Source organism: Pseudomonas sp. ArH3a, assembly GCF_022648765.1.
Taxonomy (GTDB): Bacteria; Pseudomonadota; Gammaproteobacteria; order Pseudomonadales; family Pseudomonadaceae; genus Aquipseudomonas.
The window spans coordinates 303,557-330,385 of sequence record NZ_CP080330.1 but is presented as its reverse complement, the minus strand read 5'-3'; the positions used below and the strand labels follow the sequence as shown (position 1 = coordinate 330,385).

The window sequence follows — 26,829 nt, the reverse complement described above, 5'->3', positions numbered from 1 at the left end:
TGACTGACACGGTTTTGCACCGTTCCTTTTTTATGACCTTTGATCGCGTTATTGCCAAATCGCTGGTTGAATGCGAAATAAATGCTAAGAAACACTATACGGACAGGCTAAAATGCGCGCCCGGCTAACAGCTGATCCCTTTTCCATGCGCCCCACAAGGTTCGCTACGTGATCGAGTTTCATAACGTCCATAAAACCTACCGCGTCGCCGGTAAGGAAATCCCCGCCCTGCACCCCACCAGCCTGCGCGTCGAAAACGGCCAGGTGTTCGGCCTCATTGGCCACTCCGGTGCGGGTAAAAGCACCCTGCTGCGCCTGATCAACCGCCTGGAGCAACCCAGCGGTGGGCAGATCCACGTTGACGGTGAAGAAGTCACCGCGCTGGACGCCAACGGCCTGCGCCGCTTCCGCCAGCAAGTCGGGATGATCTTCCAGCACTTCAACCTGCTCGCCTCCAAGACCGTTGCCGACAACGTGGCGCTGCCGCTGACCCTGGCCGGTGAGCTGTCGCGCAAAGAAATCGACCTGCGCGTGGCTGAGTTGCTCGCCCGCGTCGGCCTGTCGGACCACGCCAAGAAGTACCCGGCGCAGTTGTCCGGTGGCCAGAAGCAACGCGTCGGCATCGCCCGCGCCCTGGCGACCAAGCCAAAAATCTTGCTGTGCGACGAAGCCACCAGCGCCCTCGACCCGCAGACCACCGCCTCGGTGCTGAAACTGCTGGCCGAGATCAACCGCGAGCTGAAGCTGACCATCGTGCTGATCACCCATGAAATGGACGTGATCCGCCGCGTGTGCGATCAGGTGGCCGTGATGGATGACGGCGTGATCGTCGAGCAAGGCTCGGTGACCGATGTGTTCCTGCACCCCAAGCACCCGACCACCAAGCGCTTTGTGCAAGAAGCCGAGCAGGTCGACGAAGGCGAGCAGCATGACGTGTTCGCCCATGTGCCGGGGCGCATCGTACGCCTGACGTTCCAGGGCGAATCGACTTACGCGCCGCTGCTGGGCACCGTCGCCCGCGAAACGGGGGTGGACTACAGCATCCTTGCCGGTCGCATCGACCACATCAAAGACACCCCCTACGGGCAAATGACCCTGGCCATCACCGGTGGTGACATGGAAGCGGCGTTCGCCCGCTTCACTGCGGCCGATGTGCACATGGAGGTCCTGCGTTAATGGACGTGTTACTGCATTACTTCGACAAAGTTGACTGGGCTGATATCTGGGTTGCCACGGGCGACACCATGCTGATGCTCAGCACTTCGCTGTTTTTCACCGTACTGGTGGGCCTGCCGCTGGGCATTCTGCTGTTCCTGTTCAGCCCACGTCAGTTGCTCGAGCAGAAAGCCACTTATGGCGTGCTGGCCTTCATCGTCAACGCTATACGCTCTCTGCCGTTTATCATTCTGCTGATTGTGATGATCCCTACTACGATCTTTATCACGGGCACTTCGCTTGGCGTGGCCGGCGCGATTCCACCGTTGGTGGTAGGCGCTTCGACGTTCTTCGCGCGGCTGGTCGAAACCGCCTTGCGCGAGGTGGATCGCGGCATCATCGAAGCGACCCAGGCCATGGGCGCCACCACGCGGCAGATCATCGTCAAGGCACTGCTGCCGGAGGCAAAGCCCGGCATCATTGCTGCAATCACCGTCACCGCAATTGCCCTGGTGGGCTACACCGCCATGGCGGGCGTGGTGGGTGCCGGTGGGTTGGGTGACCTGGCAATCCGTTATGGCTACCAGCGTTTCCAGGACGATGTCATGGTCGTCACCGTCGTCATGTTGATTGTGCTGGTACAAATTCTGCAAACCATCGGCGACAAGCTGGTGACACACTATTCTCGAAAATAACGGCCATTGCCCGGCCCCCGCCGGCACATGCCCGAACAAGGAGCTTGTTGGATGAAAAAACTACTGGTTGCTTTCGCCGCCGTTGCCGCGTTTTCCGCCCACGCTGCCGAGACTATTACAGTCGCCGCATCGCCTGTGCCTCACGCGCAAATCCTCGAATTCGTGAAACCTGCACTCGCTAAAGAAGGCGTGGATTTGCAGGTCAAAGTTTTCACCGACTACGTGCAGCCAAACGTCCAGGTGGCTGAAAAGCGCCTGGACGCTAACTTCTTCCAGCACCAGCCGTACCTGAATGAGTTCAACAAAACCAAAGGCACTCACCTGGTGAGCGTCGCCGCTGTGCATCTGGAGCCACTGGGCGCCTACTCCAGCAAGTACAAAAAGCTGGAAGACCTGCCTGACGGCGCTAACGTCGTGATCCCGAACGACGCCACCAACGGCGGCCGCGCATTGCTGCTGCTGGCCAAGCACAACCTGATCACCCTGAAGGACCCGACAGACATCCTGTCGACCATCAAGGACATCTCCGGTAACCCGAAAAAGCTGAAATTCCGCGAACTGGAAGCCGCCACCCTGCCGCGCGTGCTGACCCAGGTCGACCTGGCGCTGATCAACACCAACTACGCGCTGGAAGCCAAACTAGACCCGTCCAAGGACGCCCTGGTGATCGAAGGCAACGACTCGCCTTACGTCAACATCCTGGTGACCCGCGACGACAACAAAGACTCGGACGCCGTGAAGAAGCTGGTAGCAGCCCTGCACTCGCCTGAAGTCAAAGCGTTCATTCTTGAGAAGTACAAAGGCGCGATTCTGCCGGCGTTCTGATCTGACCCGATCTCCAAAACACTGAAGATCAAAAAATGTGGGAGCTGGCTTGCCCGCGATAGCAGAGTGTCAGTCACCGAAGATGGTGACTGGCCCACCGCTATCGCAGGCAAGCCAGCTCCCACATTTGTTTTGTGTTGCTCCGATCGTTCCCACGCTTGCAACCCAGGGCGCTCTGCGTCCGCTCTTCAGGTCGTGACGCGGAGCGTCACCAGAGGCATTCCCACGCGGAGCGTGGGAACGATCAGCGCCTACGTGCTTACTTACGCTGCAACAACCCTGGCAACTGCGCCACCAGCTTTTGATTGTTCAACGGCGCACGAATAAACCCGCGCTGCGTACCATCCGGCCCGATCAGCGCCAGGTTGCCGCTGTGGTCGACGGTGTAGTTGGGCTTGCTGGTATCCGCCGGAATGAACGGAATGCTCACCGCATTCGAAACCTTCTGCACATCGTCCACATTCGCGCCGGTCAGGCCTTCGAACTGCGGGTCGAAGTAGCCCAGGTACTGCTTGAGCTGAGCCGGGGTATCGCGGTTTGGGTCAACGCTGACCAGGATCACCTGCAACTTATCCACAGCCTCTTTGGGCAGTTCGCTCTTGATCTGACGCAGTTGAGCGAGGGTGGTCGGGCAGATGTCGGGGCAGAAGGTGTAGCCGAAGAACAGCAGGCTCCATTTGCCTTTCAACTCATTGACCACCACCGGCTGGCCGTTCTGGTTTGTCATGGTCACTGGCGGCAACTGGCGGCTTTGCGGCAGCAGGATGATGCCGGCGTCGATCAGCGCGGTGGGGTCACCCTGGCCCTTGCCGCTGAGCACTTTGTTAACGGTCAGGCCCATGATCAACGCGACGATGGCCACCAGGATAAAGACGGTTTTTTGAGTTCGAGTCATAGGTTCAACAGTAAGTAGTGGTCTACGAGCAGCGCGATAAACAGCAGGAACAGGTACCAGATAGAGTACTTGAACGTGTTGATCGCCGCGTGCGGCTTGCTGCCACGGTACAGCACCCAGGCCCATTGCAGAAAGCGCCCGCCCAATACTAACGCGCACGCCAGGTACAGCAGGCCGCTCATGTGGATCACATACGGCAACAGGCTTACCGCCAACAGGGCGAAGGTGTAGAGCAGGATATGCACCTTGGTGTAATGCTCGCCGTGGGTGACCGGCAGCATGGGGATGTCGGCCTTGGCGTATTCCTCCTTGCGGTGAATGGCCAGGGCCCAGAAGTGTGGCGGGGTCCAGGCGAAGATGATCAACACCAGCAGCAGCGGCTCGGCGCTGACATGCCCGGTAACCGCAACCCAGCCCAGCAGCGGCGGCGCGGCGCCAGCGAGGCCGCCGATGACAATATTTTGCGGCGTCGCGCGCTTGAGAAACCCGGTGTAGATCACCGCATAACCGAGCAGCGAGGCCAGCGTCAGCCACGCCGCCAAGGGGTTGGTAAACGCCAGCAGCAGGGCCAAACCTGCAACAGCCAGAAACAAAGCAAAGGCCAGGGCGGCCACTGGCGACACGCGCCCTTCTGCCATTGGCCGTTTATGCGTGCGCGCCATGACTGCATCAATGCGCCGATCCACCACATGGTTGACCGCCGCCGCGCCACCGGCACACAGGGCAATGCCCAAGTTGCCGAAAATCAGCACCGCCCACGGCACACCGGCGCGGGTCGCGAGGAACATGCCCACCAGCGATGTGATGAGCATCAGCACCACCACTTTCGGCTTGGTCAGCTCCAAATAGTCCCGCCAGATCGCCTGATCGTGACGCGCGCCGATCAAGGTCGCCATGGCATCTCTCCTTTAAGGGTGATGAGGCCCGAAACGTGTTTGCGTGGAATGAAGCGCCAGCCGAACGGCAACTGATGGCGCACCCGGACCAGGCTGGTGCGCGCGTGGTAATTGACCAGCACCAGCGTCAGCAACAACGCCGCACCGCCGGCGTTATGGCCGACTGCAACCGGCAGCGGCAGGTGAAAGTAGACGTTGCTCAAACCCAGACAGAGTTGTGCCGTCAGCGCGATCAGCAGCAAGCCCGCGAGCCGGGTCATGCCCACGGCGCGCAACTGCCAGGCCAAGCCCAACAGCACCAGCGTGACCAGCACCGCGCCGATCCGGTGGGTCAGGTGAATGGCCGTGCGCGCTTCACTGTCGAGCTGCCCGCCGAGGTAATTGGGGCCGATGTGTTGGGTGAGGTGGAAGCCATTAGCAAAGTCCGCCGCAGGCCACCACTCGCCATGGCACGTGGGCAAATCGATACAGGCCACCGCTGCATAGTTGGAACTGACCCAGCCGCCCAGCGCGATCTGGCCGATCACCAACACCAACCCGGCGGTTGCCCAATATTGTAGGCGTTTGGGCACGATCAACGCAGGCAGCACGCCGGACAGCCGAAGGGTCAGCAGAAACAACAAGCTCACGGTGGCAAAACCGCCGAGCAGATGGCCCGTCACCACTTGCGGCCACAGCTTCAAGGTCACCGTCCACATGCCGAACGCTGCCTGGGCAAACACTACCGCCAACAGGAACAATGGCAACTTCACCGGCTGGCCCGGATCACGCCGATGGCTCCACGAACGCGCCGCCAGCAGCACGATCAGCACACCCAAGGTGCCGGCAAAATAGCGATGGGTCATCTCCGCCCAACCCTTGTCAGCCTCCACTGGCGCATCGGGGAAATGCAGCTCGGCATGCGCCAGTTGGGCTTCGCTTTGCGGCACGCTGATAAAGCCGTAGCAGCCCGGCCAGTCTGGGCAACCGAGGCCCGCGTGGGTCAGGCGGGTATAGGCACCGAGCAGCACGACGATCAGCGCCAGCAAGGTGGCAAACAACGCGAGGCGAAATCCAGGTTTGGCCATGACGATGCCCTTATCCGATGTTCGACAGTTTCAGCAGCAGGCGCAGGTCGTTGAGCAAGTCCTTGCCCTTGACCTTGGCGTCGTAGCGCAACACCAGGTTGCCGTGCGGGTCGACGATCCACAGTTGCGCATCGCCAGGTGCGGCGGCGTCTTTACTGAAGGTCGACAGGTCCAGCGGGTAGCGTTGCAGTTGCGGGTATTCGGCTTTGAGCTTGGCCTCGTAATCGCTGCTCACCGGCTGCGCACTGGCCAAGGCATGGCTGGCGCGGGACGCATCGCGGCCCAGGCTGATTTGCAGCTGGCGCGCCAGGTACACCAGTTGCTGGCAGTCGGCGGCGCAGGCAGCGGGCGCGGTGACCAGCAACTGCCAGCGATCCTCATCGGCCTGCACGCCGATGTCGGCGCGGGTCTGGCCATTGCCGATCAGTTCGCCATGGTAGCTGCGGTTGTCCGGCACCCAGAACTGCAGTTTGTACATAAAGGTAGCCAGCGCCATCGGGCCGATCACCATCATCAAAATCAAAATCAGCTGCCAGCGGCCTTTGCGCCGGTCGGGCGCCTCAGATGCGCTGGGTGGATTCATGGCCGCTCCCATGGGACTTCTCCTTTTTGTTGTGCCAGCCGAGGTAGAGGTAAAGCGCCAGCAACGCCAGCGCCATGGCGAACCACTGCACGGCGTAGCCCACGTGTTTTTCCGGGCCCATGGCGACCACCGGCCAGGTGGTGTCGTACGTACCGGGGCCGGGTTCCGCGCGTAGCTCGTAGGCAAAGCCGCTACGGCCCAATTCAGCCCAGAGGGCGGTGGGGTGAAGCGCGGTAAGCAGGCGCGGCCATTGCGTGGTCGCGGGGTCGGCGTGCAACTGGAAGGTTTCGCCGGGGGCGACGTACACCCAGGCGTCAAGATTCAACGGTTGCTCGGGTGTGCTGAAGACCGGTGGCGTGCGTCGGTCCGGCCACGGCAACCAGCCGCGATTGAGCAACAGCCACACGCCGCTGGCCTGGTCGTGAAAGGGTTGCAGCAGCTCGACACCGGCCTTGCCATCGCGCATGCGGTTGTCGAGCAACACGCTGTGCTCGGCGTCGAACTGGCCACGCAGGCGTACGCGGCGAAAGGCCGGGTCTGCCCTGTCATTGAGTTGCACACTGTCGATGGGCTCGGCCACGCGCCGCTTGGCATAGCTGTCCACCAGCAGCTGTTTTTCATGGCCGCGCGCCAATTGCCAGAACCCCAGGCCCACCATCAACGGCAGCAGCACCAGCACCACCAACGTGGGTGCGAGCCCTGGGCGAAAGTCTTTTATGGCGCTGGCTATACTGGTTTTCATTGCCCGCCCATCCGAATGGAACCTGACCATGCTCAAAGCAGCTATTGCCCTGATGCTGATCGCGACTGTCGTGAGCCTGTTCAGTGGCTTGTTTTTTCTGGTCAAGGACGAGGGCAACTCCAACCGCCTCGTCACCGCCTTGACCGTGCGTGTCGTACTGGCCGCGATCACCGTAGGCTTGATCGCCTGGGGCTTTTTCAGCGGCCAGTTGGTGTCTCATGCGCCGTGGTAAGGCGCCTCACAGCACATAAACGAAGAAAAACAGGCCGATCCACACCACATCCACAAAGTGCCAATACCAACTGGCCGCTTCGAAGCCAAACTGGTGCTCGGCATTGAAGTGCCCGCGCAGGATGCGCATCAGCATCACAAACAGAATGATGGTGCCGATGGTCACGTGGGCGCCGTGAAAGCCGGTGAGCATGAAGAAGGTCGCGCCGTACACGCCCGAGCCGAGGGTCAGGCCCAGTTCTTTATAGGCGTGGATATATTCCTCAGCCTGGAACCCGAGAAACGCCAGCCCCAGCAGCACTGTGATCGCCAGCCAGATTTTCAGCGCGCCGCGATGGCCTTTGCGCAAGGCATGGTGGGCGATGGTGATGGTCACACTGGAACTCACCAGCAGGATGGTATTGACCAGCGGCAGGCCCCACGGGCTGATAGTGCCCTCCGGCGCTGGGTACAGTTTGGGGTCCGGGTTGTTGAGCAGCGGCCAGGCGAACTCGAAGTTCGGCCACAGCATATGCGCGACGCCTTTGGAGCCTTCACCCGCCAACCACGGCGCCGACAGGTGCCGCACATAAAACAACGCGCCGAAGAAGGCGATAAAGAACATCACCTCGGAAAAGATGAACCAGGTCATGCCCCAGCGAAACGAGCGGTCCATCTGCGGGCTGTACAAACCGGCACGGCTTTCCTTGATCACCGCGCCAAACCAGCCGAACAGCATGTAGGCCAATAGCAGGCCACCGACGAAAAAGATCCACGGGCCGTGGGATTCCGGGCGCGCCGCCTTCAGGTCGTTGAACCACACGGCCAGGCCGTACACGGTGATCAACATGCCAAACGTAGCAATTATTGGCCATTTGCTTTGTACTGGTACGTAGTACGTATCATGAGACGACATGTATTCGCTCTCCTGATTGAGGGGGCAAACAGTAGCTAGCCGCCGGTGTGGACAGCCACCGGCGGTTGGCGCGCAGTGATATCAAACAGGGTGTACGCCAGGGTCAAATGCTTCACATCCTTGGGCATGTCACGGTCGACAATGAAACGCACCGGCATTTCGATGCGCTGACCTGGCTGCAGCACTTGCTGGGTGAAGCAAAAGCACTCGGTCTTGTGGAAATACATCGCCGCTTCGGCCGGGGAAATGCTCGGCACCGCCTGTGCCGTCATGGCCTTGTCGGTGGGGTTGTAGGCGACGAACAGCATCTCGGTGACTGCGCCGGGGTTGACCACTACCTCGTCAGCCTTGGAATGAAACTCCCAGACCATGTCGATGGCATTGGTCGACAGGAACTGCACGCGCACCTGGCGCGTAGGGTCGACCATCTGCTCGCCCTCGTACTGCCCGGCGGTTTTGCCGTTGATGCCGAACGCCTTGCACATCACGTCGTAGATCGGCACCAAGGCGAAACCGAAGGCGAACATCGCCACCACCAGGATCAGCAGGCGGGTGACCAGGCGCTTGATGGGCACGGACTCAAGCATGGCAGCCACCCCGCTTTTGACTTTCTGTGGGCGCTGGCTTGCCTGCGATGAGGGTTTGGCAGTTCACACCGCTATCGCAGGCAAGCCAGCTCCCACAGGAGAGCGAGGTAGCCTGGGCCAGAGTGTTCACTTGACCTCCGGCGGCGTGGTGAACGTGTGGTACGGCGCAGGCGAGGGAATGCTCCATTCCAAACCTTCGGCGCCATCCCACGGTTTGGCCGGGGCTGGCGGGCCGCCGCGGATGCATTTGATGACGATGAACAGGAAGAAGATTTGCGTGGCGCCAAACATGAATGCGCCAATCGAGGAAACCATGTTGAAGTCGGCGAACTGCAGGTTGTAGTCCGGCACCCGGCGCGGCATGCCGGCCAGCCCCACAAAGTGCATCGGGAAGAACGCCATGTTCATGCCCACGAAGGACAGCCAAAAGTGCAGCTTGCCCAGGGTTTCGTCGTACATGTGGCCGGTCCATTTCGGCAGCCAGTAGTAGGCCGAGGCGAAGATGCCAAAGATCGCCCCGGGCACCAGTACGTAATGGAAATGCGCCACCACAAAGTAGGTGTCGTGGTACTGGAAGTCCGCCGGAGCAATCGCCAGCATCAGCCCGGAGAAGCCGCCGATGGTGAACAGGATCACGAAGGCCACGGCGAACAGCATCGGCGTCTCGAAGGTCAGCGAGCCTTGCCACATGGTGCTCACCCAGTTGAACACCTTCACGCCCGTCGGCACGGCGATCAGCAGCGTGGCGTACATGAAAAACAGCTCGCCCACCAAGGGAATGCCGACCACGAACATATGGTGCGCCCACACGATGAACGACAGGAACGCGATACTCGCCGTGGCGTAGACCATCGAGGTGTAGCCGAACAGTGGCTTGCGCGAAAAGGTCGGGATGATCGAGCTGACGGCGCCGAAGGCCGGCAGGATCATGATGTACACCTCGGGGTGGCCGAAGAACCAGAACACGTGCTGGAACAGCACCGGGTCACCGCCGCCGGCCGCACTGAAGAAGCTGGTGCCGAAGTGGATGTCCATCAGCATCATGGTCACGCACCCGGCCAGCACTGGCATCACCGCGATCAGCAGGAACGCGGTGATCAGCCAGGTCCAGACGAACAGCGGCATTTTCATCAGGGTCATGCCCGGCGCGCGCAGGTTGAGAATGGTGGCGACCACGTTGATCGCGCCCATGATCGAACTGATGCCCATCAGGTGGATGGCAAAGATAAAGAACGTCACGCTTTCCGGCGCGTAGGTGGTGGAGAGCGGGGCGTAGAAGGTCCAGCCGAAATTCGGCCCGCCGCCCGGGGTGAACAAGGTGGAGACCAGCAGCAGGAACGCCGCCGGCAGCAGCCAGAAGCTGAAGTTGTTCATGCGCGGCAGGGCCATGTCCGGCGCGCCGATCATCAGCGGGATCATCCAGTTGGCCAGGCCGACAAAGGCCGGCATCACCGCACCGAACACCATGATCAGGCCGTGCATAGTGGTCATCTGATTGAAGAACGCCGGCTGCACGATCTGCAGGCCGGGCTGGAACAGCTCGGCGCGGATCACCATGGCGAACGAGCCGCCGAGCAGGAACATAGTGAAGGCGAACCACAGGTACATCGTGCCGATGTCTTTGTGGTTGGTGGTCAGCACCCAGCGCATCAGGCCTTTGGCGGGGCCGTGGGCATGGTCGGTGTGACCATGGTCATCGATCACAGTGCTCATGGCCGTTCTCCTGCAGGCAAGTGGGCGAGGCGTTTCGTGGCATACGCAGTAAGGGCTGTCATTTGCTTTGCGCCTGCTTGATGGCCAGCACGTCTTTAGGCGTGACCATGTCGCCTTTGTTGTTGCCCCAGGCGTTGCGCTCGTAAGTCACTACGGCGGCGATATCCACTTCCGACAGCTGTTTGCCGAAGGCGGCCATCGCGGTACCCGGCTTGCCGAAGTACACGCGGTGCAGGTGGTCTTCCTTGGGTCCGATGGCAATCGGCGAGCCTTTGAGCGCCGGGAACATCGGCGGCAAGCCTTGGCCTTCTGCCTGGTGACAGGCCACGCAGGTGGTGTGGTAGACCTTGTCGCCACGCGCCACCAGCTCTTCGAGGGTCCACTCTTTGGAGGTCAGCTCCTTAAGCTTGGCCGCTTCTGCCTTACGCTCGCCGAGCCAGGTGTCGTAGTCGGCCTTGGATTTGACCTCGACCACAATCGGCATGAAGCCGTGGTCCTTGCCGCACAATTCGGCGCACTGGCCACGGTAGATGCCGGGTTTCTCGACCCGAGTCCACGCCTCGTTGACGAAGCCGGGGATGGCGTCGCGCTTGACTGCAAAGGCCGGCACCCACCAGGAATGGATCACGTCGGCGGCAGTCACCAGGAAACGCACCTTGGCGCCCACCGGCAGCACCAGCGGCTGGTCGACTTCGAGCAAGTAGTGCTCGCCCTTGGTGGCCTGGTTGTGGATCTGCTCGGCGGGTGTGGCCAGGTTGCTGAAGAACTCCACGTCCTGGCCCAGGTATTTGTAATGCCACTTCCACTGGTAGCCGGTGACCTGGATATCGATATCCGACTCACTGCTGTCGTAGATATTGATCAGGGTCTTGGTCGCCGGAATCGCCATCGCCACCAGGATCAGCAAGGGCACCACGGTCCAGAGGATTTCCACGGTCGTGCTCTCGTGAAACTTGGCGGCCACCTGGCCCGTGGACCGACGGTGCAGGATCATCGACCAGAACATCGCGCCAAACACGACAATGCCGATCACCACACAAATCCAGAAAATGGTCATGTGCAGGTCAAACACGGCGTGACTGACTTCAGTAGCCCCTGGCGTCATATTCGTTGTCCAGGCGGCGTGCGCCTGGCCGAATACTGACCACAACAGTAGGCCCATCCAAACGTGTGGATGTCGCGTCATTGCGGGTTCCCCTTTATGTTTCTTGTTATCCCGCCGGTTTGCACCTGCGGCGAAGGGAGCGGCTTCCATACTGCTTACAACCGCCAAGCCTTGCCTGCGTCATGCAGTTGGGCGTCATCAGCTAATTGCGTACAAAACCGAGTATAGACAGCCGCACCAACCCCGCAATGTGTAAGGCCAAATGAGCAAAAACAGACGGGCGGACCTAATAACTACGGGGCCGCAAACGTTTATCCGACGAACGATGGCAATTCGATATAACGCATGCGCATAACCATGAAATAATTATGACAAACGCGTCTTAGGCTCTCGTATAAACGAGCTACCTTGTCCTTTCCCTTTTCCTACGCCTGTTTCACTGGAGTTTTCATGAACACCGCCGCATTGCGCGAGCAGATTTCCCGTGCCCATCAACACGAAGCCAGCACTGGCCAGCTTGCCCAGCAACTGGAAAAACAATTGCCGCACCTGCATTCGGCCATTTCCCTGACTGACGGTGATCGCAACATTGTCATGACCCGTTTTGTTACTGCCTACATCGAACTCGTCCCGGACTTGCTCGAAGCCGCCAATGACGTGGCCCGCGAAGCCGGCATCGAAAGCCAGATCAAACCGGTGCTGAAAATCGCCGAGCATTTCTTCCTGCAGCCGCCCGCGATCCTGGCCGGCCATGAAGGCCTCGACAGCCTGCTGGACGAGGCTTACCTGGCTCACCGCTTGGTGGAAGAGGTCAACGATCTGTACATCAAGCATTTCGGCCAGCCGCTGATTCCGGCGGACACCACTGTGGCTAACGTGATTGCCCATCAGCTGATTGGTGAAACATTCGCCAATAAGCTGGATGAAGCCGTGCACCTGGCAGTGGATGAGATGCTCAACGAGGAGAGCTTTGCGCTGGAGTCGGTCGAGGCGTATCGCGAACAGCTGAAAAGCCCGGAAACGGAAGCGGCGTGGAAGCGCTGGCCGTGCCTGTCGCGGCAGTTGGGGGTTGAGTTGGCGTTGGATCAGCCGGCTTAAACTTCCGATCGGACGCGAGCCAAATGTGGGAGCCGGGCTTGCCCGCGATTGCAGTGGGTCAGTCAGCTAATGTGTTGACTGACACTCCCTCATCGCGGGCAAGCCCGGCTCCCACATTGTTTTGTGGTGCTCAGACAGGGGCCGAACCAATCCCCACCGTCGTGCGCACCCGGCCTTCCAGCCGGCGCTTCAACCCGCGCGCCTCGATCATCAGCTTCGAGCCCTTGGCCGCATTGGCCCGGCCCCATTCCTCCAGCAACTCCAGGCAGGAATGGTCGATGTAACTCAGGTTGCTCAGCGGCACATGCAACGTAGTCCCCGCAGGTACCGAGGACAGCACTTGGGTCAGCGCAGGCACTTTCAGAAAGGTCGCCGCACCGGTCAGACGCAACTCCATCTCACCGTCCTGGGGCAGGTCGATCAGGCTGATTTTCAGTCGCGACGCCTTGAAGGCGAGTTTGACCAACGTCAGCCCGAAGCCCACCAACACGCCGGTCAGCAGGTCGGTAAAGATGATCGCCAACGCCGTTGCGGCATAGGTGAACATCGGCATCCGCCCATAGCGGCCCAGCGCTCGGAATGCTTTCACGTCCACCAGCTTGATCCCGGTGTACACCAGCACACCCGCCAGGCTCGCCACCGGAATGCTTTGCAGCACACTCGACAGCAGCAGCACGAACCCGAGCAGCCACACACCGTGGAACATCGCCGACAAGCGCGTGGTCGCACCGGCCTGCACGTTAGCCGAGCTGCGTACGATCACGCCGGTCATCGGCAGGGCGCCGACCAAACCACAGAGCATGTTGCCCACACCTTGAGCAGACAATTCTTTGTCGAAATCGGAACGCTGACCGCTGTGCATGCGGTCAACCGCTGCGGCAGACAGCAGCGTCTCGGCACTGGCGATGAACGCCACAGCGAACGCGGCGATCAACAGCTGTGGGTCGGCCAGGTTCAGCAGGTCGCTGGGGCGCAGCCAGTCAATGGCATCGGCGAGGTTTTCCGGGACTTCCACGCGCTTGACCTGCAACGCCAGCACCAGGCTGGTGACGGTTGCCAAGCCCACGCCCAACAAGGCGCCGGGCACGAAACGCAGTTTTTGCGGGCGGAATTTATCCCACAGGTACATCACCAGCATCGTCGACAGGCCGAGCAACCCGGCTTGCCAGCCAAGGCCGCCGCCGAGGGTCGGGATCGCCTCGATCACTGCTGCCGGGAAGCCCGCCAGGTTATCCAGCCCTGAAGGCTTGGGTGCGCCGTCGAGCATCACGTGGACCTGGGACAGCACGATCAACACGCCGATCCCCGCCAGCATGCCGTACACCACCGCCGGCGCCGTGACACGGAACCAGCAGCCCAGGCGCAAACGCCCGGCCACCAGTTGCAGGAACCCCGCCAGCAGCAGGATCGGCCCGAGCATCATCATGCCGTGCTGGCGCACCAGCTCGAACACCAACACCGCCAAGCCCGCTGCGGGGCCGCTGACTTGCAGCGGCGAACCCGCCAGCCAGCCCACCACCAAACCACCGATAATCCCAGTGAGCAGCCCTTTGGCCGGCGGCATACCGGAAGCAATCGCAATGCCCATGCACAAGGGCAGGGCAACCAGAAACACAACCACGGAGGCGAGCAGCTCCCGCGGCAATACAGCTTTTAATTGAGCAGCACGCATGATGACTCTCCCGAGGCATTCGCCGGGCGCGGCAATGCCTGGCTGCATCCATGACAGCCACCGCATTACCCGGCAGGGAAGTGTTTAGAAGCGCGCTTTAGGCGTCGCGCAAGGGATTGGCCCGTCGCCGCTCAGCGGTCGGAACGCCGCTTGATCCGCATCGTAAGCGCGAATTTCACTGGTCTCGATGTTGTAGATCCAACCATGGATAAACAACTGACCATTGGCCATGCGCGAAGCCACGGAAGGGTGGGTGCGCAAATGCTGCAACTGGGCGATGACGTTTTCTTCGGTCAGCACCTTCATGCTTTCGCCTTCATTGGCGCAGTCGCAGTTGTCCTCGACCATGGACTTGGCGACCTCGGCGTGTCGCAGCCAGGCCCGTACCGTCGGCATCTTTTCCAGGCTCTGGGGGTTGAGCACCGCCCGCATGGCGCCGCAATCGGAATGCCCACACACGATGATGTGCTGCACGCCCAGGGCAAGTACCGCGTACTCGATGGCCGTGGAAACACCGCCGTTCATCTGGCCGTAGGGCGGCACCACGTTACCCACGTTACGGGTCACGAACAGGTCGCCGGGGGAGCTTTGGGTGATCAGCTCCGGCACGATCCGCGAGTCGGCGCAGGTGATGAACATCGCCCGTGGGCTCTGGGCCGTGGCGAGTTTCTTGAAGAGTTCTTCCTGCTGGGGGAAGACGTCGTGATGGAAATGCAAAAAGCCGTCAACAATGTGCTTTAGCGCTGCATCGGCGGTTTCCGCCACCTGAGAGGCTGAAGCCGACGCAGCCGACGGCTGTTTATCCTTATCACTCATGATTCATCCTCTTGATTAATGCAGGGAGAGTGTTCAGATCAATTCGACGCTGAGCCAGTGGAATAGTTGTGAACGCCAAAGACCCAGCTTTCGACCCGTCAGTCACTCACTGGACAAGGTAGCCGTCTAAACTTAACTCAAACTGAATGAACCGCTCTAAATCGCGGGTTTAGGTGATGTCAATACGCGACTATTCCTACAAAATCGAACGGCATTGCCTCTTCAGTTTACAACAATGCCATCTGCCTGCCCGGTGGACAGAACGCGCTGCAATCCAGATTAAACCCTTCCCGCCGGTTCAGCCCCAGGCGCTTGATGGCTTTGCTGAAACGCTGCGCCAACAGATCGGCAAATGGCCCCTCGCCACGCATGCGCACACCAAAGCGGCTGTCGTAAACCTCCCCCCCGCGCACCTGGCGCACCAGGCTCATCACATGGGCCGCACGCTGCGGGTAATGCGCCGCCAGCCACTCCTCGAACAGCGGCGCCACCTCCAGCGGCAGGCGCAGCATCATATAGGCTGCACTTTGCGCACCGGCGGCGTGGGCTTCGGTCAGCAGGCTTTCCAGCTCGCTGTCGTTGATCATGGGGATCATCGGCGAGCACAGCACGCCCACCGGGATGCCGGCCTCACGCATCACCCGAATCGCCCGCAATCGCGCCTTGGGCGCCGCCGTGCGCGGTTCCAAGATGCGCTTGAGCTCGTCGTCCAGGCTGGTAAGGCTGATCATCACCGCCACCAGCCGTTGCCGGGCCAGCTCGGTCAGCAGGTCGAGATCGCGCAAAATCAGCGAGCCCTTGGTGATGATGGTCACCGGATGGCGGTAGCGCAGCAGCACTTCGAGGGTTTGCCGGGTGATCTTGTATTCGCGCTCGATGGGCTGGTACGGGTCGGTATTGGAGCCCAGGTTGATCGGCGCACACACATAGCCCGGCTTCGACAGCTGTTGTTCCAGCACATCGGCGGCATTGGTCTTGGCGATCAGTTTGGTTTCGAAATCCAGCCCCGGCGACATATCCCAATAGGCATGGCTGGGCCGCGCGTAGCAGTAGATGCACCCGTGCTCGCAGCCGCGATAGGGGTTGATCGAGCGATCAAACGGCAAGTCCGGCGAGTTATTGCGGGTGATGATGCTCTTGGCCGTTTCGATACGCACTTCGGTGCCCTGGGTCGGCGGCACTTCCTGGAACCAGCCGTCGTCTTCGGCCACGCTGACGGTAGGCGCAAAACGGTTATGCAGGTTGGTAGCCGTGCCCCGGCCACGGGGCGGCAGAGGTGTAGACATGAAAACGCCTCGATACTGTTTTTATGTACAGTATAGAGGCGTCATCGTTATGACCAGTGCCGTTTGGCGGCGAGCACAGGATTAGTGCTTTTGCGTCACTTGCCCCAGGTCATCGCCCGAAGTAGTGCGCATATCACTCTTGCGCAGGTCCGTCACGTCGCTGGCTTTTACCGGCGCGCCCTTATTGCCCCAGCTGCCACGGACGAAACTGACCACATCCGCCACTTCCTGGTCCGACAACCGCCACGCGAATGCCGGCATGGTGAACGTCGAGGGTGCCGTGTGGGTGGCCGGCAAGGTGCCGCCGTTCAACACAATGTTGATCAGCGACGTAGCATCTGCCGTCTGCAACACCGGGTTACCCGTCAGTGCCGGGAACACCCGCGTATAGCCATGGCCGTCGGTACGGTGGCAGGCCGCGCAGTTGTCGATGTACACCGACGCGCCCGGCTTGCTGTCGTCACCTTTCCACAGCGCCTCGGCCACCTGTTTGTCGTACTGGTGCGGCTGATCTTTAGGGTCCACCGCCGGCAGGCTTTTGAGGTAACGGGCGATAGCGGTCAGGTCGTCCTGGGACATGTACTGCATGCTGTGCACCACCACATCGCTCATGCCGCCAAACACCGCGCTGCGATCACTGCGGCCGGTCTTGAGGAATTGCACCAACTGCTCCTCGCTCCAACTGCCGAGGCCGTCCTTGTGGTCACCACGCAGGCTTTTCGCGATCCAGCCTTCCAACGGCGCGCTGCCGGACAGAAAGGCGTTGCCGTCAGTGGCACTCAGGGCTTTTTCCTGCATGGTCAGCGCGCGCGGCGTGTGGCAGGCGCCACAGTGGCCGAGGCCTTCAACCAAATACGCACCACGACTAACCACCGGATCGGCAGCCGCTTGTGCCGGATGCTCTTGCACTGTCGGCGCAAACATCCACCGCCAGGCCGCCAACGGCCAGCGCATGCTCAGGGGCCAAGGAATATCGCTGTCCTTGTTCGCTTGGGCGACCGGCTCAACACCCTTCATGAAGTACGCATACAGCGCCTGCATGTCGCTGTCGCTGACACGTGCGTAAGACGGGTAGGGCATCGCCGGGTAAAGCGTACTACCGTTCTTGGCGACGCCATGGCGCACGGCCTTGTCGAAGTCTTCGAAGCTGTAGTCGCCCAGGCCGGTCTTGTCCGGGGTGATGTTGGTGGAGTAGATCACGCCGATCGGGGTTTCCATCGGCAGGCCGCCAGCGAAGGGCTTGCCACCCTTGGCGGTGTGGCAGGCCACGCAGTCACCGGCGCGGGCCAAGTATTCGCCCTGTTTGACCAGGTCGGTTTCGGCGGCGCTCACCGAGCAGCTGCTGAAGAGCGCCAAGGAGGCGATAACGAGTGCTTTCATGGTCATCGCTCCTTATGCCTGAACCAGTGGGCCGGGGTTTTTAAGGTACTGCTCACGGATCGCCCGCGCCGACCAATAGGTCAACGCCGCTACCAGGCCGGTAGGGTTGTAGCCCAAGCCTTGTGGGAAAGCCGACGCGCCTGGGACAAACACGTTGTGTACGTCCCAAGATTGCAGGTAACGGTTCAAGGCACTGGTTTTCGGGTCGGTGCCCATGATCGCGCCACCATTGAGGTGGGTGGTCTGGTAAGCCGCGGTGTTGAAGTGCTCACCGACCTTTTTGCCCAACACAGCAATCGCCTTGGGGTTCATCGCTTCGGCGACCTTGCCCATTTTCTCCATCATGAAGCGGTTCATCTTGATGTCGTTTTCCTGCCAGTCGAACGTCATCCGCAGCAAGGGCAGGCCGTAGGCATCGCGGTACACCGGGTCCAGATCCAGGTAGTTGGCCCGGTAGGATTGATGCGCGCCGTGGGAGTCCATCGACACTTGGTGGGTGTAGTAATCGGCGGTGGCGCGTTTCCATGCACTGCCCCACGCCGGGGTGCCCGGCGGGTTGGACGTACCGGCAATCGGCCGGCTGCCGGCCTGGTTGACCCACATCGGCGAACCGCCAACAAAGCCGTGCGGCCCGTGGTCGAAGTTGTCCGCGTTGAAGTCGTCGATGGCCACGCCATTGCCGCCCGCACCGATGAAGTTGTTGGTGTGGGTGTCCTTGTCGAAGAAGGCTTTGATGGTACCCATGTTCTGGTAGGCGAAGTTCCTGCCCACCACGCCCTCATTGGTGATCGGGTCGTAGGGCTTGCCGATACCCGAGAGCAACATGAGGCGCACATTGTTGAACTGGAAGGAACCGATGATCACCAGATCCGCCGGCTGCTCGCATTCGCGACCCTGGCCGTCGATATAGGTCACGCCGGTGGCTTTGCTCTTGGTGCTGTCGAGGTTGACCTTGAGTACGTGGGAATTGGCCCGCAGCTCAAAATTCGGCACTTGGCGCAACGCCGGCAGGATGTTTACGTTCGGCGAGGCCTTGGAGTACATGTAACACACGTAACCGCTGCAAAAACCGCAGAAGTTGCACGGGCCCATCTGCGCGCCGTAGGGGTTGGTGTATGGCCCCGAGGTATTGGCCGACGGCAGGTTGTAGGGCTTGTAACCAACGTCGGCAGCCGCCTTCTGAAACAGCTGTGCGGAGACGGTGTTTTTCTGCGATTCCAACGGGAACGGGTTGGAGCGATCCGGCGCATACGGGTTGCCGCCACGGCCTTCGCCCACCAACTGACCTTTAACCGTCCAGGCCTGGCCGGAGGTGCCGAAGACTTTTTCCGCGTAGTCGAAAAACGGCTCCAGTTCTTCGTAACTCACGCCGAAGTCCTGGATGGTCATGTCTTTGGGAATGAAGTTCTTGCCGTAGCGCTCCTCGTAATGGCTGCGCATGCGCAGCTCAATAGGGTCTACGCGAAAATGCACGCCCGACCAGTGCAGGCCCGCGCCACCCACGCCATTGCCCGGCAGGAACGCACCCAACTGCCGGTTGGGCAAGGCGACGTCGTTCACGCTATGGCGAATGGTCACCGTCTCCTTGGAAATGTCCTGGAAGAGTTTTTTACGCACGCTGTAGGTCAGTTCGTCGATGACCTGCGGATAGTTGCCGTCCGGGTAAGTGTCCTGCATCGGGCCGCGCTCCAGCGCTACCACGTTGAGGCCAGCTTCCGTCAGCTCCTTGGCCATGATCGCGCCGGTCCAGCCGAAACCCACGATCACCGCATCGACTTTCTTCATGATGGTCGCCACGTTTATGCCCTCTCGCCGCGAATGGAAACAGCCGGAAAGGGGTATTGCTCGTTGCGTTCCACCCAATCCATAAAGTCGGCGCGGGCGCCGGGGAAGCCGATCATGGTCCAGCCAACCATGCCTTTGTTGCCGCCGTGGATCGGGTCACAGAAGAACCCTTCCTTGGTGTTTTGCAGCAGCAAGTTGAAAAACATCTTCGCCGGCACCGCCTCGAAATGTGCAGTCATTTCGCTGCCGCCCGCCTCCATGCGCCGCAACATGTCGTCCTGGGTAGCGCTGTCTTGCGCAGCAAAAGGCTTCCCGTTGAACGCCTTCGACCAAGCATCCGTCGCAGCAATGCCCAAGCGATAGATGTCCTTGGGCACCAATTTGCTCTGCCAGCCCATCTCCGACGGTGCATCGGCGTTGAACGGGCCTTGCATGAACCACAGCGCGCCGGCGGCATACGGCGTGTTCATCTGGCGGTCGATGTATTCCGGCGCGCCGGCTTCCAGAGCACCAGGGCCTTGGGCGTCAGCGGGAATCAAGCGTGCGACGGCGGCGTTGATAAACGCCCACTCTTCGGCGCTGAAGTAGCTCGGCTCGTAGGCCTTGTCGCTCGCGGGCGGTTTAGCCTCGGCGGCCTGGGCCGATTCCGGTGTGGCCATCAGCATCGAGCCACCAAAGCCGGTGCTGGCAACCGTGACCACCGGGATCAACGTCAAGGATTTGCGCAAAAAGTCACGCCGGGGGTTGTCTTGATCTTGATCAGACATGGGTGCACCTCATCATGTGGTCACGGGTTTATCAGCCGCTTCTGGGAGCAGCGTGAAGGCTTGCCGAGGAAATGGGATCCAAAGGGATAGAACACACTGGCAAACAATAGTTACAAATGATAGCAGGCTAAGAATTAGAAGAACCGATTCAGCGATAAAAACACCGGATCAGGCCGAATATTCACGATCCTTTGACGAGCACCTCACGCGGCGTTGACTCCCGGCAAGCGAATCTGTGACCCATCAGCCAACTCCCTATTCGGTCACCCAACGCATGTTCGAGATTCGATTGCTGCCTGCCCTCGGCATGGCGTTCCTGGCCTTGTTCGCCACCGCTCACGCCCAAGCCGACGGCGCCTCTTCGCTGCGCTCACCGGAATGGGCCCAGCCGGTGGGCGACCAATTCAACCTGCACCAGATGACGCCCACGCTGTATCGCAGCGCACTGCCCGACAGCAGTGCGGTGCCTGTGCTGGAGAATCTCAAGATCGGTACGGTGATCAACTTCCTGCCGGAATCTGATGCGGCGTGGTTGAAAACATCTGATATCAAACAGGTACAGCTGACTTATCGCACCAACCATGTCGACGATTCCGACGTGCTGGCAGCACTAAGAGCTATTCAGGAAGCGCAAGCGAACGGTCCGGTGTTGATGCACTGCAAACACGGCTCTGACCGCACCGGCCTGATGGCGGCGATGTACCGCGTGGTGATCCAGGGTTGGAGTAAAGAAGACGCGCTGAACGAGATGACCTTAGGCGGTTTCGGCACCAGTAATGGCTTCAAGGACGGCGTTCGCTACATGATGAAGGCCGATGTCGACAAGTTGCGTAAAGCGCTGGCGAATGGCGATTGCAGCACCAGCGCGTTTGCGCTGTGCTCGATGAACAGTTGGCTCAACACGACCAGCAGTAGCCGTGTTGAACCAAAGAAAGAGACTGAGCTGGTACTGACGCCCTAACAGGGCCTCAGTCTTTTTTCAGCTTGGGATTGGGGAAAAACTGCACCGGCTGCACCTTCGGGTTCGGCGCTTTCAACGCCGATGTATTAACCCGGGTGCCCAATTCCTTGGGCACCGACAGACCTTGGTCATTCAACGTGTCGGTATAACCGCAGGCCACACACTCACGGTGTGGCACGCTGTCTTCGGTCCACATCTTTAACTTGTCCGGCTCGCTGCACGCCGGGCAAACCGCCCCGGCGATAAATTGCTTTTTGGTGATCACAGGCCCTTCGCTCATGCTGCCGCGTCCTCACTCAGGCCGCTGTGGCGCAAGAGTGCGTCAATCGACGGCGCACGTCCGCGGAAGTCGACGAACAGCACCATCGGCGCCTGGGAACCACCGCGGGCCAGGATCGCCTCGCGGAATGCGCGGCCAGTCTCGGCATTCAGCACGCCGTCTTCTTCAAACTTGGAAAAGGCATCCGCCGACAACACTTCAGCCCACTTGTAGCTGTAGTAACCCGCCGCGTAACCGCCAGCAAAGATGTGCGCAAAGCTGTTAGGGAAGCGGTTGTACGCCGGTGGGCGCATCACCGAGACTTCATCACGCACGCCTTCAAGCACCTGCGCCACGCTGCGGCCATCGCCGTGGGTGGCGTGCAGTTCGAAGTCAAACAGCGAGAATTCCAGCTGGCGCACCATCATCAGGCCGGACTGGAAGTTTTTCGCCGCGAGCATTTTTTCCAGCAGGTCCTGCGGCAGCGGCTCACCGGTCTCATAGTGGCCGGAGATCAGCGCCAGGCCTTCCGGCTCCCAGCACCAGTTCTCCATGAACTGGCTCGGCAACTCCACCGCATCCCAAGCCACGCCGTTGATGCCAGAAACGCCGGCATGCTCGACGCGGGTCAGCAGGTGATGCAGGCCGTGGCCGAATTCGTGGAACAGGGTGGTCACTTCATCGTGGGTCAGTAGGGCAGGTTTGCCGCTGTCGGCCGGGGTGAAGTTGCACACCAGGTTAGCCACTGGGCTTTGCAGCACGCCGTCGACCGTGCGACGACGGTCGCGAGCGCCGTCCATCCAGGCACCGCCACGCTTGTTGGCGCGGGCGTACAGGTCAAAGAAGAAGCGGCCGACGTGCTGGCCGTTTTCCTTGATTTCAAACAGGCGAACGTCCGGGTGCCAAGTGTCGAAGCCTTTTTGCTCGGCGATCTCAATGCCATACAGGCGTTGCACGATGGCAAACAGGCCGCCCAGCACTTTGTCGATTGGGAAGTAGGCGCGCAGCGCTTCCTGAGACACGCTGTAACGTTGCTCACGGAGCTTCTCGCCGTAGAAACCGCTGTCCCAGCTTTGCAGATCAGCACAGCCTTGCTCGGCAGCGTAAGCCTTGAGCTGTTGCAGGTCTTGGGCAGCAAACGGCTTGCTGCGCGTGGCCAGGTCGCGCAGGAAGCTCAGCACCTGGTCGCTGGACTCGGCCATCTTGGTGGCCAGGCTCAGTTCGGAGAACGAGGCGTAGCCCAGCAGTTTGGCCAGCTCCTGACGCAGGTCGAGGATTTGTTCCATTACCGGGCCGTTATCATTCTTACCGGCATTCGGGCCTTGGTCCGACGCACGGGTGCAGTAGGCCGCGTAGACTTCTTCACGCAGGGCACGGTCGTGGGCGTAGGTCATCACGGCGTAGTAGCTGGGGAATTCCAGGGTAATCAGCCAGCCGTCGAGGCTTTTGGCCTGGGCGGCGGCGGCCATTTGTGCCTTGGCCGAGTCGGTCAGGCCGGCGAGGGTGGCTTCGTCGGTGACGTGTTTGGTCCAGGCTTGGGTGGCATCCAACAGTTGGTTGGAAAATTTGCTGCCCAGCTCGGAGAGCTTGCTCTGCACTTCGGCGTAACGCTTTTGCTGCTCAGGCGGCAAATCGATACCCGACAGGCGGAAGTCGCGCAGGGAATGTTCCAGGATGGTTTTTTGCGCCACGTCGAAACCAGCCGCTTGCGGGCTGTTGGCCAGGGCTTCAAAGGCCTGGAACAGTGCGCGGTTCTGGCCCATCTCAGTGGAGTAGGCGCTCAATGCCGGCAGGCACGACTCGTAGGCTTCACGCAGTTCGGCGCTGTTGCACACGGCATTCAAGTGGCTGACCGGGCTCCAGGCGGCGCCCAGGCGGTCATTCAGTTCGTCCATGGCCAGCACCAGGCCGGCCCATGTCGGATTTTTGCCCTGGCTTTGCAGGATGCCTTCGATGGCAACACGGTTGTCGGCGAGGATCTGTTCGATGGCCGGCTGCACGTGCTCGGCACGGATCGCCGAGAACGGCGGCAGGTCGTAGGACTGCAGAAGAGGGTTGTTCGCGCTCACGGTTGGCACCTTGGCTGAAGAAACATGTAAGAACAAAGATGGGGCCATCTTAATTACAATCAACGCCCACCGCAGCTATCAGCACATAAGAGAGAGGCTATCGTGACCCTTCGCACTTATCAGAACCACACGCCAACCCTGGGCGCCGGGGCTTTTGTCGATATTTCGGCGGTGGTGATCGGCGATGTCGAAATCGGCGCCGACAGCTCGGTTTGGCCGCTGACGGTGATTCGCGGCGACATGCACCGCATCCGCATCGGGGCACGCACCAGCGTGCAGGACGGCTGCGTGCTGCACATTACCCACGCAGGTCCCTTTAATCCTGACGGTTTCCCGCTGCTGATCGGCGATGACGTGACCATCGCCCACAAAGTCATGCTGCATGGCTGCACGGTGGGGAACCGCATCCTGATCGGCATGGGCAGCATTGTGATGGACGGCGCCGTGGTCGAAGACGACGTGATCATCGGCGCCGGCAGCCTGGTGCCACCGGGCAAAAAACTCGACAGCGGCTTTTTGTACGTGGGCAGCCCGGTTAAACAAATCCGTGCGCTGACTGACAAGGAGCGTGCCTTTTTCACCTACAGCGCGGCGAACTACGTGAAGCTCAAAGACCTGCACCTGGCTGAAGGATTCGACCAATGACCCAGCGTTACCAAACCGTCCTGTTTGACCTGGATGGCACCCTGACCGACCCGCGTGAGGGCATCACCCGCTCGATCCAGTACGCGCTTGGCAAGCTCGGTATCGACGAACCGGACCTGACCAAACTGGAACACTTCATCGGCCCACCGTTGCTGCAAGCCTTCATGCAGTTCTACAGCTTCGACGAGGCCAAGGCGTGGGACGCGGTGAATTTCTATCGCGAGCGCTTCAAGGTCACCGGGCTGTACGAAAACCGCGTGTTCGACGGCGTGATGCCGCTGCTTGAAGCGCTGAATGGCCAGGGTCGCCAGCTGTATGTGGCCACGTCCAAGCCGTGGGTGTTTGCCCGCGAGATTGCGCGGCATTTCGATTTTGCCAAGCACTTCAAGGTGATTTACGGCAGCGAGCTCGATGGCACACGCACCAATAAGGTTGAGTTGATTGCGCACTTGATGAGCGAGGAAGGCCTAGACCCGGCGACCACCTTGATGATTGGCGATCGCAAGCATGACCTGATCGGCGCGCGCAGCAATGGGCTGGATTCGGCGGCGGTGGGGTATGGGTTTGGCAGTTTTGAAGAGCTGAGTGCTGAGGCGCCGACTTGGCATTTTGAGACGTTGGAGGAGATGCATCAGGCGTTTTTGCAGCGCGCTTGAGACCGCTATCGCAGCGATGCGGCGACCCGACAAACCAGCTCCCACATTGGATCGGCGTACACAGATCAAGTGTGGGGGCTGGCTTGCCTGCGATGAAGCCCTAACGGCCCCCACCCTCCAACTGCCTCAACGCCGCATTACGCTGCTCCACCGGCAACCCACCCAACTTCTCAACCGCCGTATAGAACTTCACCCAATCCCCACTTTCCTGCGCAAACAACGCCGCAAACGCCGGCACCCATTGGTCATACAGCCCAAACGGCAACAACCGCGCATTGTTCATCGGCTGGTTGATCCACACGTCGTAACGTTTATCCCCAGCCCATTGGCTGTCACGCAGGTGCTGATATTCAGTGCGCAAGCGCTCGAACTCGGCGGCTTTGGCTAAGCGCATCACCTCAGCCGACAACGGTTGCGCGTAGAGTTTTTCCAAGCGCTTACGGGTATCGAGCACCAACCGGATAAATTGGTCACGTTGCTGCAACGCCGCATTGTTCAAAGGCGCCAAGCCACGCGCCGCGCGCCATTGGCGGGTGCCTTCCTGCTCAACAAAGTTGGCATACGATTCGTTGAACTCGGTGTCGTCCTGCACATAAAAACGCTGGTGCGCCAGCTCATGGAAGATCAGCGTGGCCAGGCGTTCATCGCCCCAGTTCATCATCGAATTCATGATCGGGTCGTTGAACCAACCTAAGGTCGAATAGGCCTCGACACCGCCAATCGACACATCCATGCCTTTTTGCTGCAACAACGCCGCCTCACCGCGGGCTGCGCCCTGATTGTAATAACCGCGATAAGCGACGCAACCGGCGATTGGGAAGCAATGGGTCTGGGGAGACAGGGAAAATTCCGTAGTAGCGAACACGTTCCAGACGACATAGGGCCGGCCAATGTCGGCGTACAGCCGGTAACTCTGGTTGTCGGGCAAATACAGGTGCTCGCTGGCAAAGGCACGCGCCTTCTGCGCTTGCACCAAGTGATCGCGCAATACCTGTGGGCGGGAAGGGTCGGCGATAACCTCGGCAACCGGCTCGCGCGCCCGCAACAATTGCCACTGGCCGCCGGCCAACTGGCTGTAATAACTGACACTGGAACAGCCGCTGAGCAGCACAACCATTAACCCTGGAAGAAAACCCCTCAACATGCTCCGACTGCTCCTGGGTGATTGGCTCGCCAGACTATCCTGCCTGCACGGAATGTTTCCATGCTCAGCATGTTTATACTCATCACGAGTCTGCTGCCATCGGCGCCGGGCTCAACTCCTTCTTACCGTTGAGTACCTGCCATGCGTCAGCTCTTGCTACTCGTCACCGCCCTGTTTCTAAGCGCTTGTGCTTTGACGCCGATACCGCCGGCCGACCCGCACCAGGCCTGGGTCGATTTCAGCACCCCGACACCGGGGGCCAAACTGGTGATGGCGCAACGTGTGGATGGGAAAAACCTCAACGATGGGCGCTTCTTCCAGGTCCCGCCGGGCAGTCACGAGCTGATGGTGCGCTTTGATTTCGAAGTACCGACCGGCGGCAGTTTGGGCGGGTTGTCGCAGACCCAGGACCGGACCTGCTTCATGACCTTGCAGTACGACAACTTCCAGGCGGGCCAGCGCTACGTACTGGAAGGTCGCTCGCTGGCCTTCACGCCCAACATCCGGCTCTACAACGCCGCGCGGCAGTTGTTGGCGGAGGAACGCAGCGTGAACTGCATCTGATCAGTCGTTGTTCTTCTGGTAGACGATGGCTTTAGTACCGTTCTCACAGCTGCCGACGACCATGGCGCTGTCGTGCTTGTCGGCTTCTTCCTTGCTGACCACTTCCAAGGTGTAGGACGGAACGGCGTTAGCCTGGATCTTGACCTCGATCTCTTTCCTGAGCTCTTCACAATCTTTTGGCGCGGCCACAGCCGACGTGGCCAAAACACCGCAGATGATTGCCAAGGCAAAACGTTTCATGTGTGTAGCTCCCTGAATGCACTGCGCACGGGTGTGCGCCTAGGCTGCATAGCCTATAGGACCACACTTGGGAAACACGAGTTCTGATTTAACGCAGA

Annotated in this window: 28 protein-coding genes; 9 read left to right on the top strand and 19 right to left on the bottom strand. The window is 60.4% G+C overall.

Annotation, left to right across the window (positions count from 1 at the left end):
• Nucleotides 1-168: 168 nt before the first annotated feature.
• From K0P33_RS01535 to K0P33_RS01525, 3 genes are read left to right on the top strand one after another with little or no spacing between them, the layout of a single operon-like run.
• The gene (locus K0P33_RS01535) at nucleotides 169-1,176 is read left to right on the top strand and encodes a methionine ABC transporter ATP-binding protein (protein WP_242153709.1); all 1,008 of its coding nucleotides are present in this window, start codon (nucleotides 169-171) and stop codon (nucleotides 1,174-1,176) included.
• Nucleotides 1,176-1,850 carry a methionine ABC transporter permease gene (locus K0P33_RS01530; protein WP_094949680.1) on the top strand — a complete coding sequence of 225 codons (675 nt, stop codon included), beginning with the start codon at nucleotides 1,176-1,178 and terminating at the stop codon, nucleotides 1,848-1,850. Before K0P33_RS01535 ends, K0P33_RS01530 begins: the two co-directional genes overlap by 1 nt.
• 51 nt (nucleotides 1,851-1,901) lie before the next feature.
• On the top strand, nucleotides 1,902-2,675 hold the full coding sequence (locus K0P33_RS01525; RefSeq protein WP_094949681.1) for a MetQ/NlpA family ABC transporter substrate-binding protein: 774 nt from the start codon (nucleotides 1,902-1,904) through the stop codon (nucleotides 2,673-2,675).
• Nucleotides 2,676-2,934: 259 nt separating this feature from the next.
• Here the strand turns inward: K0P33_RS01525 and K0P33_RS01520 are convergent, their stop codons facing one another.
• The 5 genes from K0P33_RS01520 to K0P33_RS01500 are packed head-to-tail and all read right to left on the bottom strand — an operon-like array spanning nucleotide 2,935 to nucleotide 6,858.
• Nucleotides 2,935-3,570, bottom strand: coding sequence for an SCO family protein (locus K0P33_RS01520; protein WP_094949682.1), 636 nt, complete (start codon nucleotides 3,568-3,570; stop codon nucleotides 2,935-2,937).
• Nucleotides 3,567-4,466, bottom strand: a complete 900-nt coding sequence (cyoE, locus tag K0P33_RS01515; protein WP_083355933.1) for a heme o synthase — start codon at nucleotides 4,464-4,466, stop codon at nucleotides 3,567-3,569. The genes K0P33_RS01520 and cyoE overlap by 4 nt, the downstream gene beginning before the upstream one ends.
• Nucleotides 4,454-5,533: a COX15/CtaA family protein gene (locus tag K0P33_RS01510; RefSeq protein WP_242153707.1), complete on the bottom strand. Its 1,080-nt coding sequence runs from the start codon at nucleotides 5,531-5,533 to the stop codon at nucleotides 4,454-4,456. Before K0P33_RS01510 ends, cyoE begins: the two co-directional genes overlap by 13 nt.
• Nucleotides 5,534-5,543: 10 nt before the next feature.
• Nucleotides 5,544-6,128 (bottom strand): hypothetical protein, encoded by a 585-nt coding sequence (locus K0P33_RS01505; protein ID WP_094949684.1) that lies wholly within the window; start codon nucleotides 6,126-6,128, stop codon nucleotides 5,544-5,546.
• Nucleotides 6,094-6,858: an SURF1 family protein gene (locus K0P33_RS01500; RefSeq protein WP_242153705.1), complete on the bottom strand. Its 765-nt coding sequence runs from the start codon at nucleotides 6,856-6,858 to the stop codon at nucleotides 6,094-6,096. The genes K0P33_RS01505 and K0P33_RS01500 overlap by 35 nt, the downstream gene beginning before the upstream one ends.
• A gap of 28 nt (nucleotides 6,859-6,886) precedes the next feature.
• Between K0P33_RS01500 and K0P33_RS01495 the strand changes: the two genes are divergently transcribed.
• Entirely contained in the window at nucleotides 6,887-7,090 is a 204-nt protein-coding gene (locus tag K0P33_RS01495) for a twin transmembrane helix small protein (RefSeq protein WP_016969525.1), read from the top strand.
• Nucleotides 7,091-7,096: 6 nt separating this feature from the next.
• Here the strand turns inward: K0P33_RS01495 and K0P33_RS01490 are convergent, their stop codons facing one another.
• The 4 genes from K0P33_RS01490 to coxB form a co-directional block, all read right to left on the bottom strand.
• The gene (locus K0P33_RS01490; protein ID WP_242153703.1) at nucleotides 7,097-7,984 is read right to left on the bottom strand and encodes a cytochrome c oxidase subunit 3; all 888 of its coding nucleotides are present in this window, start codon (nucleotides 7,982-7,984) and stop codon (nucleotides 7,097-7,099) included.
• A 35-nt stretch (nucleotides 7,985-8,019) separates the two neighbouring features.
• Complete coding sequence (locus K0P33_RS01485) at nucleotides 8,020-8,571, bottom strand: cytochrome c oxidase assembly protein (protein ID WP_094949687.1); 552 nt, start codon at nucleotides 8,569-8,571, stop codon at nucleotides 8,020-8,022.
• A gap of 126 nt (nucleotides 8,572-8,697) precedes the next feature.
• A complete protein-coding gene (gene ctaD / locus K0P33_RS01480; protein ID WP_094949688.1) occupies nucleotides 8,698-10,284 on the bottom strand; it encodes a cytochrome c oxidase subunit I in 1,587 nt (528 codons plus the stop codon).
• 58 nt (nucleotides 10,285-10,342) lie between these two features.
• Nucleotides 10,343-11,470, bottom strand: coding sequence for a cytochrome c oxidase subunit II (gene coxB / locus K0P33_RS01475; protein WP_242153701.1), 1,128 nt, complete (start codon nucleotides 11,468-11,470; stop codon nucleotides 10,343-10,345).
• Between the two features lie 369 nt (nucleotides 11,471-11,839).
• Here coxB and K0P33_RS01470 point away from each other — a divergent pair, with 369 nt between their 5' ends.
• Nucleotides 11,840-12,487: a hypothetical protein gene (locus K0P33_RS01470; RefSeq protein ID WP_094949690.1), complete on the top strand. Its 648-nt coding sequence runs from the start codon at nucleotides 11,840-11,842 to the stop codon at nucleotides 12,485-12,487.
• A 130-nt stretch (nucleotides 12,488-12,617) separates the two neighbouring features.
• On the opposite strand, the gene K0P33_RS01465 is transcribed toward K0P33_RS01470, so the two are convergent.
• From K0P33_RS01465 to K0P33_RS01440, 6 genes are all read right to left on the bottom strand, one after another.
• Nucleotides 12,618-14,159 (bottom strand): SulP family inorganic anion transporter, encoded by a 1,542-nt coding sequence (locus K0P33_RS01465; protein WP_242153699.1) that lies wholly within the window; start codon nucleotides 14,157-14,159, stop codon nucleotides 12,618-12,620.
• An 84-nt stretch (nucleotides 14,160-14,243) separates the two neighbouring features.
• Nucleotides 14,244-14,975 (bottom strand): carbonic anhydrase, encoded by a 732-nt coding sequence (locus K0P33_RS01460; protein ID WP_094949692.1) that lies wholly within the window; start codon nucleotides 14,973-14,975, stop codon nucleotides 14,244-14,246.
• Nucleotides 14,976-15,202: 227 nt separating this feature from the next.
• Nucleotides 15,203-16,261 (bottom strand): PA0069 family radical SAM protein, encoded by a 1,059-nt coding sequence (locus K0P33_RS01455; protein WP_094949693.1) that lies wholly within the window; start codon nucleotides 16,259-16,261, stop codon nucleotides 15,203-15,205.
• Nucleotides 16,262-16,342: 81 nt separating this feature from the next.
• Complete coding sequence (locus tag K0P33_RS01450) at nucleotides 16,343-17,641, bottom strand: cytochrome c (protein ID WP_242153696.1); 1,299 nt, start codon at nucleotides 17,639-17,641, stop codon at nucleotides 16,343-16,345.
• A gap of 12 nt (nucleotides 17,642-17,653) precedes the next feature.
• Nucleotides 17,654-19,438 (bottom strand): GMC family oxidoreductase, encoded by a 1,785-nt coding sequence (locus tag K0P33_RS01445; protein ID WP_094949695.1) that lies wholly within the window; start codon nucleotides 19,436-19,438, stop codon nucleotides 17,654-17,656.
• A gap of 2 nt (nucleotides 19,439-19,440) precedes the next feature.
• A complete protein-coding gene (locus K0P33_RS01440) occupies nucleotides 19,441-20,193 on the bottom strand; it encodes a gluconate 2-dehydrogenase subunit 3 family protein (RefSeq protein ID WP_094949696.1) in 753 nt (250 codons plus the stop codon).
• A 274-nt stretch (nucleotides 20,194-20,467) separates the two neighbouring features.
• Between K0P33_RS01440 and K0P33_RS01435 the strand changes: the two genes are divergently transcribed.
• Nucleotides 20,468-21,154 (top strand): dual specificity protein phosphatase family protein, encoded by a 687-nt coding sequence (locus tag K0P33_RS01435; RefSeq protein ID WP_094949697.1) that lies wholly within the window; start codon nucleotides 20,468-20,470, stop codon nucleotides 21,152-21,154.
• Between the two features lie 7 nt (nucleotides 21,155-21,161).
• On the opposite strand, the gene K0P33_RS01430 is transcribed toward K0P33_RS01435, so the two are convergent.
• Together K0P33_RS01430 and prlC are read right to left on the bottom strand one after the other, a co-directional pair.
• Nucleotides 21,162-21,434, bottom strand: a complete 273-nt coding sequence (locus K0P33_RS01430) for a YheV family putative zinc ribbon protein (protein WP_094949698.1) — start codon at nucleotides 21,432-21,434, stop codon at nucleotides 21,162-21,164.
• Nucleotides 21,431-23,530: an oligopeptidase A gene (gene prlC / locus K0P33_RS01425; RefSeq protein ID WP_176462904.1), complete on the bottom strand. Its 2,100-nt coding sequence runs from the start codon at nucleotides 23,528-23,530 to the stop codon at nucleotides 21,431-21,433. The genes K0P33_RS01430 and prlC overlap by 4 nt, the downstream gene beginning before the upstream one ends.
• 54 nt (nucleotides 23,531-23,584) lie before the next feature.
• Between prlC and K0P33_RS01420 the strand changes: the two genes are divergently transcribed.
• Both K0P33_RS01420 and K0P33_RS01415 read left to right on the top strand, forming a co-directional pair.
• Entirely contained in the window at nucleotides 23,585-24,127 is a 543-nt protein-coding gene (locus K0P33_RS01420) for a gamma carbonic anhydrase family protein (protein ID WP_094949700.1), read from the top strand.
• Nucleotides 24,124-24,783: an HAD family hydrolase gene (locus tag K0P33_RS01415; RefSeq protein WP_094949701.1), complete on the top strand. Its 660-nt coding sequence runs from the start codon at nucleotides 24,124-24,126 to the stop codon at nucleotides 24,781-24,783. The genes K0P33_RS01420 and K0P33_RS01415 overlap by 4 nt, the downstream gene beginning before the upstream one ends.
• Before the next feature lie 100 nt (nucleotides 24,784-24,883).
• On the opposite strand, the gene K0P33_RS01410 is transcribed toward K0P33_RS01415, so the two are convergent.
• Complete coding sequence (locus K0P33_RS01410) at nucleotides 24,884-25,927, bottom strand: aminopeptidase (protein ID WP_242153693.1); 1,044 nt, start codon at nucleotides 25,925-25,927, stop codon at nucleotides 24,884-24,886.
• A gap of 141 nt (nucleotides 25,928-26,068) precedes the next feature.
• On the opposite strand from K0P33_RS01410, the gene K0P33_RS01405 reads away from it, so the two are divergent.
• Nucleotides 26,069-26,491 (top strand): hypothetical protein, encoded by a 423-nt coding sequence (locus K0P33_RS01405; RefSeq protein WP_242153691.1) that lies wholly within the window; start codon nucleotides 26,069-26,071, stop codon nucleotides 26,489-26,491.
• On the opposite strand, the gene K0P33_RS01400 is transcribed toward K0P33_RS01405, so the two are convergent.
• Nucleotides 26,492-26,731 (bottom strand): DUF1161 domain-containing protein, encoded by a 240-nt coding sequence (locus tag K0P33_RS01400; protein ID WP_064450020.1) that lies wholly within the window; start codon nucleotides 26,729-26,731, stop codon nucleotides 26,492-26,494. It abuts the gene before it with no gap.
• Between the last annotated feature and the right edge of the window lie 98 nt (nucleotides 26,732-26,829).

Bases quoted from the DNA above. Each gene is read 5' to 3' on its own strand.
- ctaD (WP_094949688.1), bottom strand. From the start codon at position 10,284: ATGAGCACTGTGATCGATGACCATGGTCACACCGACCATGCCCACGGC.
- K0P33_RS01490 (WP_242153703.1), bottom strand. From the start codon at position 7,984: ATGTCGTCTCATGATACGTACTACGTACCAGTACAAAGCAAATGGCCA.
- K0P33_RS01485 (WP_094949687.1), bottom strand. From the start codon at position 8,571: ATGCTTGAGTCCGTGCCCATCAAGCGCCTGGTCACCCGCCTGCTGATC.
- K0P33_RS01470 (WP_094949690.1), top strand. From the start codon at position 11,840: ATGAACACCGCCGCATTGCGCGAGCAGATTTCCCGTGCCCATCAACAC.
- K0P33_RS01495 (WP_016969525.1), top strand. From the start codon at position 6,887: ATGCTCAAAGCAGCTATTGCCCTGATGCTGATCGCGACTGTCGTGAGC.
- K0P33_RS01505 (WP_094949684.1), bottom strand. From the start codon at position 6,128: ATGGGAGCGGCCATGAATCCACCCAGCGCATCTGAGGCGCCCGACCGG.
- K0P33_RS01415 (WP_094949701.1), top strand. From the start codon at position 24,124: ATGACCCAGCGTTACCAAACCGTCCTGTTTGACCTGGATGGCACCCTG.
- K0P33_RS01450 (WP_242153696.1), bottom strand. From the start codon at position 17,641: ATGAAAGCACTCGTTATCGCCTCCTTGGCGCTCTTCAGCAGCTGCTCG.
- K0P33_RS01410 (WP_242153693.1), bottom strand. From the start codon at position 25,927: ATGTTGAGGGGTTTTCTTCCAGGGTTAATGGTTGTGCTGCTCAGCGGC.
- coxB (WP_242153701.1), bottom strand. From the start codon at position 11,470: ATGACGCGACATCCACACGTTTGGATGGGCCTACTGTTGTGGTCAGTA.
- K0P33_RS01460 (WP_094949692.1), bottom strand. From the start codon at position 14,975: ATGAGTGATAAGGATAAACAGCCGTCGGCTGCGTCGGCTTCAGCCTCT.
- K0P33_RS01440 (WP_094949696.1), bottom strand. From the start codon at position 20,193: ATGTCTGATCAAGATCAAGACAACCCCCGGCGTGACTTTTTGCGCAAA.
- K0P33_RS01520 (WP_094949682.1), bottom strand. From the start codon at position 3,570: ATGACTCGAACTCAAAAAACCGTCTTTATCCTGGTGGCCATCGTCGCG.
- K0P33_RS01510 (WP_242153707.1), bottom strand. From the start codon at position 5,533: ATGGCCAAACCTGGATTTCGCCTCGCGTTGTTTGCCACCTTGCTGGCG.
- K0P33_RS01465 (WP_242153699.1), bottom strand. From the start codon at position 14,159: ATGCGTGCTGCTCAATTAAAAGCTGTATTGCCGCGGGAGCTGCTCGCC.
- cyoE (WP_083355933.1), bottom strand. From the start codon at position 4,466: ATGGCGACCTTGATCGGCGCGCGTCACGATCAGGCGATCTGGCGGGAC.
- K0P33_RS01405 (WP_242153691.1), top strand. From the start codon at position 26,069: ATGCGTCAGCTCTTGCTACTCGTCACCGCCCTGTTTCTAAGCGCTTGT.
- K0P33_RS01525 (WP_094949681.1), top strand. From the start codon at position 1,902: ATGAAAAAACTACTGGTTGCTTTCGCCGCCGTTGCCGCGTTTTCCGCC.
- K0P33_RS01435 (WP_094949697.1), top strand. From the start codon at position 20,468: ATGTTCGAGATTCGATTGCTGCCTGCCCTCGGCATGGCGTTCCTGGCC.
- K0P33_RS01530 (WP_094949680.1), top strand. From the start codon at position 1,176: ATGGACGTGTTACTGCATTACTTCGACAAAGTTGACTGGGCTGATATC.
- prlC (WP_176462904.1), bottom strand. From the start codon at position 23,530: ATGGCCCCATCTTTGTTCTTACATGTTTCTTCAGCCAAGGTGCCAACC.
- K0P33_RS01400 (WP_064450020.1), bottom strand. From the start codon at position 26,731: ATGAAACGTTTTGCCTTGGCAATCATCTGCGGTGTTTTGGCCACGTCG.
- K0P33_RS01500 (WP_242153705.1), bottom strand. From the start codon at position 6,858: ATGAAAACCAGTATAGCCAGCGCCATAAAAGACTTTCGCCCAGGGCTC.
- K0P33_RS01455 (WP_094949693.1), bottom strand. From the start codon at position 16,261: ATGTCTACACCTCTGCCGCCCCGTGGCCGGGGCACGGCTACCAACCTG.
- K0P33_RS01430 (WP_094949698.1), bottom strand. From the start codon at position 21,434: ATGAGCGAAGGGCCTGTGATCACCAAAAAGCAATTTATCGCCGGGGCG.